Here is a 13,387-nt window from a genome sequence, read left to right on the forward strand (position 1 = left end):
CGCCGACACCACCCCAGCAATCACACCCCCCACACGATCAACCTCGACCGACTCGACGTCGAGGTGAATGCGTGCTTCCTCCGGCGTCAGCACGAGCTGATACCCCGTGCCGTCGACCTCGGGATAAATGGTCCGAAGGATCTCGTGACGATCGACGACGTCACCGACTGCCGATTCGAGCGCGTCTAGATCGAGGTCTCCGTGCAACCTGACGGGCATCGGAATGTTGTTCGCTGCCGAATCGGTGTCGAAACGGTTCAGGAACCACATCCGCTGCTGCGCCAGAGACAACGGAACACGATCCGGTCGCGCCTGCGCGACCAACGGCACGTGCGTTGCGTCGCCTATGTGTGACGAGAGCGAAGCGGCAAGGCTCTCCACCGTCGACGCTTCGAAGATGGTGCGAACGGCCAGCGTCGTATTCAAGGTCGACCCGAGACGAGCAGACACGCGTGTTGCCACCAACGAGTTTCCACCGAGCTCGAAGAAATCGTCGTCCAAGCCCACCTGTGGCACTCCGAGTACATCGGAGAACACCTGCGCCACGGTCTGTTCGACGCTCGACTCCGGAGCGCGGAACGCTCGAACCTCGAAGATCGGAGATGGCAACGCCTTCCGGTCGACCTTGCCACTCGCATTGAGCGGCACCGCGTCGATCACCATCACGCTTGCCGGAACCATGTACTCCGGCAACCGTTCCCCGGCAGCTCGCCTGACTGCGGCGGTTTCCACGACGAATCCCGGTGCCGGGACAACGTACCCGACCAGTCGATCGCCGAGGAGGTCGTCGTGATGCAGGACCACGATTGCCACCGAAACCGCATCGAGGGCCGAAAGCACCGACTCGATCTCGCCTAGTTCGATTCGCTGTCCCCGGAGCTTGACCTGAAAGTCGGTTCGACCGACGTACTCGAGTTCACCGTGCTTGTTCCACCGAGCCAGGTCACCGGTGCGGTACATGCGGGCGCCACTGTGTCCGTTCGGATTCGCCACGAAACGCTCCGCAGTGGTGGCGAACCGGCCACCGTAGCCGCGCCCGACTCCTACTCCCCCGACGTACAACTCGCCTGCCACGCCCACCGAGACCGGATGGAGTCGTTCGTCCAATACGAACAGATCGATTCCCGGGACGGGTCTGCCGATCGGCACGCCGGCGCTGTCCTCACGTGACGCAATCTGGAACGACACCACGTCTGACGCCTCGGTCGGACCGTAGCTGTTGACGACGGACACTCCTGAATCCATCAGGGCCGCAATGCGATCGATCCTGATTGGTTCTCCACCGAGGAATACGACATCGAGGCCCGTCAGGACACTACCCGAATCGTGCTCCACCAATGCCTCGAATGCACTCGGCGACATGTTTGCCACCCGGACGTCGGCCGGTTGCGCTGCTGCCAGCACCTCGGCCGGTTCGAACCCTTCCGGTGCCAGATGAACTGCCGCACCTGAACTCAGTGCTGCCCACACGTTCTTCTGCGTCAAGTCGAATCCGGGTGCGGAAGCTATGAGCATTCCGGCACCGAGCGGCACCTGTCCGCGGTACCAACGGACGGTGTTCTCGATACCGGCCATCGGCACCATCGTGGGTTTCGGCCGGCCGGTCGAACCAGACGTGGAGATCACATAGCCCAGGTGCGCCAGGGATGTGGGCGCACTCCACGGGTCCTCCAACGACGGGACAGACTCCTCCGGTGTGTGTTCGATCCGATCCACTCGAATCGACGGAACCGGCAGTGTCCGCTCGTTTACGACGATCGCTGTTCGTGCTGCCGTGTCCTCCAGGATCATCTCGATGCGGTCGTCGGGATAGGCAGGATCAACCGGCGCGTACGCGGCACCGGCCTTCCAGACCGCCACCATCGCGACAATCCAATCGATCGAGCGCGGGAGGACTATCGCCACGACATCGTCCGGCCGTACACCGGATTCGATGATTTTGTGGGCGAGGACCGAGCTTTTGGCGTCGAGTTCGGCATAGGTCACCGTGGTCTCGCGCGACAGCACGGCAGACGCGTCCGGACGAGTCGCCACCACCGCAGCGAACTCGGAGATCAACGATGCCGAACGGGCCGGCGCCGGCGCGCCGCTCGTCCAATCGACGATGTGTTCTTTCTCCGTGGCCGAGAGCAGCTCGAGATCGCCGACAACGACCCCGGAATCCTGAACAACCTGATCCACGACCTGTCGGAAGCGCGCTGCGAACGAAGCGATCGTGCTCTCGTCGAACAAGTCGGTTGCATAGTTCCACGTCAACGACAGACCGCCGGCCGTATGGTCCGCAGGTTCCGTGACAGTCAGCTGCAGATCGAACTTGGCCGACTCCAGATCTATTTCTACCGGAGCCACCGATACACCCGGAAGAACCAACTCGTTACTTCCGATGTTCTGGAACGCCAACATCACCTGGAAAAGCGGCGAACGAGCTTGGGAACGAGCCGGGTTGAGAATTTCCACCAATCGTTCGAACGGCACATCGGCGTGACCGAAGGCGCCGAGATCGGTCTCGCGGATTTCGGCCAGCAATTCAGCGAAAGTGGCACCGGAATCGACCTTCGAACGCAGGACGAGAGTATTCACGAACATTCCGACCAGATCGTCGAGCACCTGCGATCCTCGACCTGCGACCGGAGTTCCCACAGCAAGATCGCCGGTACCCGACAGTCGTGAGAGAACAACAGCCAGAGTCGCGTGCACGACCATGAACAGAGACGAATTATTCTCCGTTGCAATATGATTCAATTGTCCGTGCACATCAGCCGGAATTGTGGACAGGTAATCTGCACCTCGGTTGGAGGCAACCGCAGGACGTGGACGGTCGATTGGAAGCTCGAGCAACTCCGGCAGATCCGCCAAGTTTGACCGCCAGTACTCGACCTGTTGCGACATCAGCGACGCAGCGTCGTCCTCCGAGCCGAGAACCGCGCGCTGCCAGAGGGCGTAATCGGCATACTGAATGTCCAGCGGAGCCCAGTCCGCGGCAGTGCCCCGTGATCGCGCCACATACGCAGTCATCACGTCTCTGACCAGCGGCCCCATCGAGAAGCCGTCCGCCGCGATGTGATGCATGGCTACAGCCAAGATCCACTCGGACTCACTCACCCGGAGAAGTCGGGCTCTGAAGGGAATCTCTGATACCAGATCGAACCCTCGGGAGAAGAAATCCGTGAGCACCTGCGAAACCTCCGCAGATGACGATTCGACGACGGTCCACTCGAGCGTTTCGTCTTCGCCCGAGGTGATCCGCTGAAATCCCACACCGTCGAGCGACGGATAGACCGTCCGGAGAACTTCGTGTCGATCGACCACGTCGAAGATCGCGAGCCTCAAGGCATCCACATCGAGCGAGCCGCTCATGCGAAGCGCCAGCGGAATGTTGTCGACAGTCGATTCGGGTTCGAATCGATTGAGGAACCACATTCGTTGCTGCGCAAGTGAAAGCGGAATTCGATCAGGTCGATCCTGCCGAACGAGTGCATGCCGCGCACCGTCCCCGACCGTCGATTCCAATCGTTCCGCGAGTGCACCGACCGTGGACGCTTCGAACATGATTCTCACGGGGACCGACGTATCGAGGGCTTCGCCCAGTCTCGCCGCAACCCGAGTGGCGATCAATGAGTTTCCACCCAGTTCGAAGAAATCGTCATCGAGGCCGACACGTGGTACTCCCAGCACATCCGCGAATACCTGCGCGACAGCCTGCTCGACAGGATCGATCGGCGCACGGAACGCACGAGTACGGAGTTCCGGGATCGGCAGGCGACCGAAGTCGGTCTTGCCGGCGGTGGTGAGCGGAATCGCGTCGAGTACGACGACAATATCGGGAAGCATGTACTTGGCGAGGAATTCCGACGCCGAATCGATCACGCGGTCAGGGTCGACGACGCTGCCACTCGCGGCCACGACGTACGCCACCAGACGGGTACCGTGCACATCGTCCGCGACCACCCGCACGACCACCTGCGAGACCGTGGAGTCACGCAGAAGGACCGCCTCGATCTCACCGAGTTCGATTCGGTATCCACGTACCTTGACCTGTGAGTCCCCACGGCCCACGTACTCGATACCGCGATCATCCGTCCAGCGGACGACGTCACCCGTCCGGTACATCCTCTCACCTGGAGTGCCGTAGGGATTTGCAACGAATCTTGTTGCGGTGAGACCGAACTGATCGAGATACCCACGTGCGATTTGGATTCCCGAGACGTAGAGCTCTCCCACGACTCCGACAGGGACAGGTTGCAGACGCTGGTCGAACACGTACGCGGCCAGGCCGTCGACCGGACCGCCGATAGTGACGCTGTCCTCGGATGTCAGGGCCGTGCTGATGTTCGTCGCCACCGTGGCTTCGGTGGGACCGTAAGCATTGAAGAATTCGCGTCGGCGGCCGTCGGGGAGTTCGAGCGCCCATGCCGCGATCAACGACGGTGAGCATGCCTCGCCACCGACAACCACGACGCGAAGTTCGTCGAGCCCGATCGGATCGACGGACGCCAACGCAGCGGGTGTCACAAAAGCGTGTGTGACGTTCTCGGCGCGAAGGATGCTCGCCAACTCGGCGCCGCCGTACACGGAAGGCGAAACGACGACCATCCGAGATCCGGCCCCGAACGCCATCAGCAATTCGAGTACCGAAGCATCAAAACTGGGGGATGCGAAATGCAGGGTCACGGCGTCAGCAGTAAGACCGAAGCGTTCGATCTGAACTGCCGCAAAATTGGCGACACCGGCGTTCTGGATCGTCACGCCCTTGGGCAAGCCGGTAGTTCCGGAGGTGTAGATGACGTAAGCGGGGTGACGGTGATCGAGCGGACGAATCCGTTCGGAATTAGACACGGGGGCACCCGAAACACGCGCGCAGCGCGCGGAAACGGTCGGATCGTCGATGGCGACCCAGGAAAGCTCCGCCGGGAGCGAACCGATGCTGGCAGCGGTCGACAACCCGAGAACGGCACCGGAATCGCGAACCATGTGCACGATGCGCTCCGACGGGTACGCCGGATCCACGGGAACAAAAGCGGCACCCGACTTCGCGATTCCCCACCAGGCGACAACCGACTCGACAGAACGTGCGATGGCAACAACGACCCGGTCTTCCGGACCGACTCCGTCTTCGATCAGAATTCGCGCAATGCGAGAGGAACGATCGTCGAGTTCTCCGTACGTGAGCGATCGGCCATCGAATCGCACGGCGATCGCGTCCGCGTCGACCGAAGCCGCGCGCGAGAGGATTTCGGCCAAGGTGCCGGAAACCTCCGCACCGCCACGCACGCTCGTGAGCGAGCGACGCTCGTCGGAGGACAGTATCTCGACGTCGCCGATCGTGCGTTTCGGGTCGGCAACCACCTGGTGCAGGATTCGCACGAATCGTTCGGCAAACGCTTCGATCGACTGCGCGTCGAACAAGTCGGTGGCGTACGTGAACTCGGCCAGCATTCCGTTACTGTGACCGTCGCCGATCTCCGACAGAGCCAACTCCAGATCGAACTTTGCTGTTGCCGTGTCGATCTCAGTGGTCTCTACCTCGAGTCCAGGCAGCTCGAAGCTGGTATGCGCCAGGTTCTGGAACGAGAGAACAACCTGAAAGATCGGATGTCGAGATTGGGTTCGATCCGGGTTGAGAGCGTCGACGAGAGTCTCGAACGGCACATCCGCGTGGGCGAATGCATCGAGCGACATCTGAGACGAGCGATCGAGGAGATCCGCGAACGAAATTTCCGGATCCACGGCGGTCCGGAGCACCAGTGTGTTCACGAACATTCCGACCATGTCGTCGAGTACACGTTCACCGCGCCCTGCCACCGGCGTGCCCAAGACGACGTCGCGGGAGCCGCTCAGCCGCGAGCAGAGAATCGCCAGGGCTGAATGCATGACCATGAACAGCGTTGCATTGTGCTCACGTGCAAGGGCATCGAGCGCTCGACGTACGTCGCCGTGAATCTCGAAGCGAGTGCGAGCGCCGCGGAAGGACTGCGCAGGCGGGCGGGGGTGATCGAGGGGTAGTTCCAGTTGATCCGGCGCTCCGGTCAACGTCTGCTTCCAGAATTCGATCTGATCGGACATCAGAGAACCAGCGTCATCCGCCGAACCAAGCAGGTCTCGTTGCCACAACGCGTAATCGGCGTACTGCGCCTCGAGCGGCTCCCAGCCGGGTGCGTCACCCGAACTGCGTGACACATAGGCAGTCATCACGTCACGCGCGAGCGGCCCCAGGGACCATCCGTCGGCCGAAATATGGTGGACCGAGATCGCGAGCACGTGCTCGTTGTCGGCGATCTGGAACAGCTCCATGCGGATCGGGAACTCACGTGTCAGATCGAATCCACGCGAGCCGACCGCCGAGACTGCAGTGTTGACATCAGCTCGGTCGATCCCAATCGGGACCAATGCGATCTGGACTTCTTCGGACGTGCAGACGACTTGATTTGGTGCGCCGTTGATCTCCGGATATATGGTGCGCAACACCTCATGTCGATCAACCACGTCGACGGCTGCTGCGGCGAGGGCCGCAGTGTCGAGCGCGCCGACCAACCGCAACCCGAAGGTGATGTTGTACGCGGCCGAATCCGGATCGAAACGATTCAGGAACCACATGCGCTGCTGAGCCAATGACAGCGGAACACTTTCAGGACGCTTCCCCGCCGCCAGCGGTGTGCGTGATCCACCGTCCACATGTGATTCGACGCGCGAGGCGAGTGCTTCGACTGTCGACGCTTCGAAAAGAACACGAACCGCAACAGTCGCGTTGAGCGCGTCGCCCAACCTAGCCGCAACCTGCGTCGCGATCAGCGAGTTTCCGCCGAGTTCGAAGAAGTCGTCGTCGAGGCCGACCTGATCGAGTCCGAGGACGTCGGAGAACACCCGGGAGACGATCTGCTCGACGACGGTCGTCGGCGCCCGAAACTCACGCTCCTCGAATACCGGATCCGGCAACGCATTTCGATCAAGTTTGCCGTTCACCGTCAACGGCAACGAATCGATGACGACCACTGCATCGGGGACCATGTAACCGGTGAGGAATTCTGCCGCCGATGCGAGGACGTTTTCGGCCGACAGAACTGCTCCACTGACAGGCACCACGTAGGCGACCAGTCTGGCGCCGAATCGTTCGTCCGACCGGACGACAGCCACGGCCTGCGCGACGCCCTCGGCGCGCGCGAGCACAGTTTCCACTTCGCCCAGTTCGATGCGGAAACCGCGAATCTTGACCTGCGAGTCGCTTCGACCGACATACTCGATATCGAGATCCCTGGTCCAACGCACGACGTCTCCGGTGCGATACATACGCCCTGCGGTGCTGCTGAACGGGTCCGCGACGAAACGGCCGGCCGTGAGACCCGGGTTCGCGTGATAACCCCTCGATACCTGAGCACCCGAAAGATAGAGCTCACCCGTCACACCCACCGGAACGGGCTCGAGACTCGCATCGAGTACCAACGCCGACATTCCACGCACCGGGCCACCGATGGTAACTCGATCGCGAATCGTCAACGGGGCACTGATGTTCGACATAATGGTCGTCTCGGTGGGGCCGTATCCATTGTGGAACGCGCGTCCTTCGGCCCACCGAGACACCAACTCCGCGGGAACCGCTTCCCCGCCTGCTATGACCACTCGGAAATCTTTCAGCCCGGTCGGGTCGACCGAGGCCAACGCAGACGGGGTGACGAAGGCGTGCGTGACCCTCTCGTCGCGGATCAGATTTGCGAGTTCGACGCCGCCGTAGATATCGGGCGGCACTACAACCATGGTCGATCCGGCACCGAAGGCCAACAACAACTCCAGGACCGACGCGTCGAAGCTCGGCGATGCGAAGTGAAGAGCTCTGGTGTCGGAGTCGAGTCCGTACCGCTCGATCTGGACCTCGCAGAAGTTCGCAACTCCCGAGTTGGGAACGACGACCCCCTTCGGAAGACCTGTGGTTCCCGAGGTGTAAATCACGTACGCGGCGTTCAGCGGACGCAATTCGCGAATGCGATCGCATTCCAGGATCGGTGTATCCGTGAGCTCGTCCAAACGCTCACGCACACCGGCACTGTCGATCGCCCACCAGGCGACCACGGCCGGCAGATCGTCGGCAACCGATTCAACTGTCAGACCAACGGTTGCGTTCACGTCGGTCACCATGTGGACGATGCGCTCGGAGGGATAGGCAGGATCCACCGGGACAAAGGCAGCACCGGTCTTGGCGACCGCCCACCACCCGACCACCGATTCGACCGAACGCGCGATAGCGATCGCCACTCGATCTTCCGTCCCGATCCCCTCGGCGATCATCAGACGTGCAAGTTGCGACGATCGCGCGTCCAGCTCACGGTATGTCACCGAATCACCGCGGAACCGCAATGCAACAGCGTCAGGCGCCTGGGCCGCCGCGCTTTCCAGAATCGAGGCCAGTGTCCCCGAGGCCGGGGCGGCACCCCGAATTGCCGTCAGAGTCCGGCGTTCGACGGCGTCGAGGATCTCCACGTCTCCAATGCGGACAGCCGGGTCGGCGACAACCTGATCCAGGATTCGCAGGAAGCGTTCCGCGAACCGTTCGACGGTCGATGCGTCGAAAAGGTCTGTCGCATATTCGAACACGGCGTGGGTATCGCCATGCACATCCGGGGAGACGAATGTTTCCGACAGCGTCAACTGCAGATCGAATTTGGCGATGGGAATGTCGAGTTCAGTTGCGACAGCGCTGATCCCGGCAAAATCCAGCTCTCGCGGACCGGACACCTCGGTACTCAGCACAACTTGAATGATGGGGTGGCGCGTCTGGGAACGGGCCGGATTGAGCACCTCGACCAAGCGCTCGAACGGAACACCCGAATGCGCAAAAGCACTCAGATCCACGTCGCGTACCCGTGTCAGGAAGGCCGCGAACGACTCGGCGGCGTTGACCTCGGTACGCAAGACCAAGGTATTGACGAACATCCCGATAACAGTGTCGAGCGATTTGTGACCGCGCCCCGCGATCGGTGAACCGATGGCGATGTCCGACGAGCCGCTGAGTCTGCTCATCAGAATCGTGAATGCCGCCTGCGTGACCATGTACGGGGACGCGTTGACTGAGCGGCCGAGATCGACGAGTTTGCGGTAGGTATCCGCTTCCACGACGAACCGGTGCTTGGCACCTCGATAGCTCGCAACAGCAGGCCGCGGCCGGTCCGTCGGCAACTCCAACTGTTCAGGCGTGCCTGTCAGCGTTTCCTTCCAGAACTGAATCTGGCGCGACACTTCCGAGTTCGAATCGTCTTCGGAGCCGAGGACCTCGCGTTGCCACAGCGCGTAGTCGGCGTACTGCACCTCCATCGGAGGCAACACCGGTGTCGTCCCGTCTACCCGGGCTGTGTAGGCAACCATGATGTCGCGGGCGAGAGGACCGAACGAAAGTCCATCTGCCGCAATGTGATGCAACACCATCACGAGGACGTGATCTTCGGTTCCGACAGATACGAGTGCGACCCGGAAGGGGACCTCGCGAGTCACGTCGAATCCGCGACGAGCAAATTCGTACAGGTATCCCGTCAATCCTGATTCGGTGACCTGAACCGGGGCAAGTTCGAGGTCGCGGAGAACCTGCTCAGCCGGCAAGACGATTTGCTGTGCGTCTCCGCTGATTTCCGGGTAGATCGTGCGCAATGACTCGTGACGGCTGATCAGGTCCGCAAAGGTGTGTTCCAGTGCTGCAACGCTGACCGATCCGGACAGACGAACGGAAAACGGAAGGTTGTACGTGCCCGAATCGGAATCGAATCGATTGAGAAACCACATGCGTCGCTGTGCAAGTGACAGCGGGAGAACATCCGGGCGTTCTCCGGCCACGAGTGCCGGCGCCGCGCGGGTCTTTCCCACCGATGCCTCCGCGCGTGCTGCGAGGGCGGTCACCGTCGACGATTCGAAGAGATCCCGCACCCCCATCTGCACATCCAGAAGCGTTCCCACTCGCGTGACGAGTTTGGTTGCCACCAAGGAATTTCCGCCGAGATCGAAGAAGTCGTCGTCGATACCGACTTCTTCCACCTCGAGGACCTCCGCGAACACCGCGGCAACAATGCGTTCGGTTTCCGTTCGCGGCGCCCGATACTCCTTCGCGCTCGCGAAGACCGGATCGGGCAACGCTGCTCGGTCCAGTTTGCCGCTCGTATTGAGAGGCAGAGCGTCGAGAATCATGAGCGAGGCGGGAACCATGTACGACGGAAGGGACAGGCCCGCGAATTCCATGAGGTCGGACTGAACGACAGCGGTCCCCGGGACGGCCACCAGGTATCCGACCAACTGATCTCCCGTCGGCGTGCCGACAACGAGTACAACTGCCTGCGTGACGCCGGGGTGAGCCGCCAGAACCGTCTCGATCTCACCCAATTCGATCCGTTGCCCGCGGAACTTCACCTGAAAGTCGGTGCGCCCGATGTAGTCGAGATTGCCGTCCTCACGCCAACGGACCAAATCGCCGGTGCGATACATTCTTTCGCCGGGTTCACCGAAAGGTGCGGCCACAAATCTGTCGGAGGTGATGTCCGGACGACCGACGTATCCCCGCGCCAACTGAATTCCCGAAAGATACAACTCTCCGGGCTGCCCGATCGGAGTCGGATGCAGATGTGCGTCGAGGACGTGAGCCTGGGTGTTCCACTCGGGGATACCGATCGGAACCGAAACAGTGTCCTGGCTACCACTTTCGTAGTAGGTGACCGACACTGCCGCCTCTGTCGGTCCATACAGGTTGTGCAGCCCTGCGCTGGACAGATCGCGAAACGCCGAAGCGGTTTCAGGCGGGAGCGCTTCGCCGATCACAAAGACGTGCCTGAGGGAGTCACACGAACCCGCAGGTGCATTCGAAGTGAACAAAGTGAGCATTGACGGAACGAAATCCGTTATGGTCACGCCATGTTCGACGATCTTGTCGGCCACGTACATCGGATCACGGTGACCGTCAGGGGTCGCTATCACCATCGAGGCGCCGACATGCAACGGCATGAAGAACCCCCATAGCGACACGTCGAAGGTCGTTGCAGTCTTCTGCAGATAAACGTCGTTCGCACCGAGTTCGTACTCGGTATTCATCCACTGCAACTGGTTGTTGATGGCAGCGTGGGTGACCGCGACACCCTTAGGTCGCCCGGTCGATCCTGACGTGTATATCACGTAGGCGGTGTTGTCCGCCCGTACCGGCGCCAGACGCTCATGATCTCTGACGGGCCTGTCGCCCAGCAGACTCAGATCTACGACATCGATCTCGAGGAAAGTCGTGCCGACCGGGAAGTCGACCGCGTCACGTGCCGTCGTCAGCACACAGACCGGGCGGGCGGATTCGAGAATGTAGGCGGTTCGATCTGCCGGATGATCAGGGTCGACCGGAACCCAGGCGCCACCGGCTTTGACGATGGCGTACATTCCGATGATCAGGTCGAACGAGCGTCGAATCGAAAGCCCGACAAGAGATTCGGGACCAACACCCATCGTGATGAGTTTCCTGGCAAGCCGGTTTACGCGCGCATCGAACTCCGCGTACGTCAATGTCGCACCCTCATACACCAACGCCGTGGCGCCGGGTGTCTCGGAAACCTGACGATCGAATTCCTGGATCAACGTTCGTGCCGGCACTAGGGACTGCGTCTCGTTCCAGCCGGCGATCTGTCGCCGTTCGTCTTCAGTGGCGACCGGGATGTCCCACACCCGCTGGTACGACGGCGCGGATACGAACTTTTCGAAGAAATCGATGAACCGTAGGTGATTCTGCTGCGCCTGATGCGGAGTGTAGAGGTTGGGATTCGACTCGAAGTCGATGTGCGTACGCGAGTCTCCGACGCTTCGGTAGATGTTGACACCGAGATCTTCGATGAGTCCGGTCGACAAGATATGCAGTTCACCGACCATCGGGCCGAACTGCAGTTCCGACGAGAACAGCATGATGTTGACCCAAGGCCCGAAGAAAGCGCCCTGGCCCGGAACGAATTCGCCGTCCCGAATCATGTCCTCGTGGCGATACAACTGATGACGGAGTGCGCCGGATACCTCTGTAGCAACCGAGCTGAGCAATCCTTTGACCGTTGTCGACGGCGATATGTCGAATCGCAGCGGAACGACGTTGGAGACCATTCCGCCCGATCGCCGAAGTACGGCGGTCGTACGGCCCGAAACAGGCAGACTCAGTGCAACACGCTCGCTACCGGTCATCTGTGCGAGGTATGCGCCGAAGGCCGCGATCACCGCGCTCGCGACCGTGACCTCTTCACGTTCGAGAAAATCGGTGAGCCGCTGCCCGACCTGGTGGCTGAGAGCAGCTGACTCGATTCGACTGCGAGGGGCCGGCGGAGCCGATCGACCGGCCAGGCTGGTCGTTTCGCCGAGCCCGGCAATGCGCTCGGCCCAATACTCTCGGTCGGCCTCGAAACGGCTCGAATTCCGATACTTGATCTCCGCGTCGTAGACCTTGCGAAGGTCGGATGCTTGACTGGGTACCGGCTCTGTATTCGCGACAAGTGCTGAATACAGTTCCGCAACTCTGTTGACGAAGGTCGATGCACCGAGCCCGTCGAGAATCGTGTGGTGGACACGTGTGTACCAAAAGAATCGGTCGTCGCCGAGTTGGACGACGGTCGCCGCGATCAACCGATCGGTCAGCATGTCGATGGGTCGACTGCGATCGGTGCGCATCCAACGCATCGCGGCCTCGAGCGGATCCGGCTCGCCCCGGACGTCGACGAAGCCGAGCGGAGCCTCGAGGTTCGGATCCACCTGCTGGAACGGTTGAGCGTTCACCTCGAAGATGCGAACGAATGCCGATCCGATCTCGAGTCCGGCAGTCGCAGTTGCTTCGCGGAGCACCTCCAATTGAAGCGGTCCACGGAGTTCGACGTACTGTGCAATGTTGACTGGCACACTGGGATCAAGGTGCTGAGCGAACCACATGCCGAGCTGCGCAGCCGAGAGTGGGAATGCGCCTGATCGCTGAACGTCTTCCGGCGAGCTGCCGACCTCCGGCTTGCCGCTCCCCAGTTCTCCGTTACCCAGCGAATTCACGCCCACAGCCTCTCTTCCACACCATTGCGCACCCGCGTGAATCGAACGTCCGGTTCACGCGACTACCGATCTCGCCAACCTGCCGCGAGCCAGAACCACCCATTGTCTCTGATGTGTCAAAGGCACGACAAAGCCACACCGACATATCGAGTTCCTCGCTACGGATTGTTACAGCCGCCCCCGTCACGACGCTCCGGATTCGCCCCCATGTCCGGGAACTCCCGACGTCCTGACTTCATCCCCCTTCGATCCGTTCTCGTCGACAATGTTCGAGAGTGCAGCACCGTCGAACCGTGCCAGAAAGTCGCCGATTCTCGATTGCGCCGACTTGAACAATCTACCCGCTCCATTCGGACTCCCATCCCCACAGGTC

The 13,387-nt window shown here is 61.2% G+C and carries 1 protein-coding gene; it reads right to left on the minus strand.

The features are described from left to right. Positions 1-13,014: non-ribosomal peptide synthetase (locus tag H7C86_RS32255; RefSeq protein ID WP_182263014.1), on the minus strand; the 13,014-nt coding region annotated here is incomplete at its 3' end. Positions 13,015-13,387: the final 373 nt, after the last annotated feature.

The organism is Rhodococcus sp. UFZ-B548, from assembly GCF_903819475.1.
Lineage (GTDB): Bacteria > Actinomycetota > Actinomycetes > Mycobacteriales > Mycobacteriaceae > Rhodococcus_F > Rhodococcus_F erythropolis.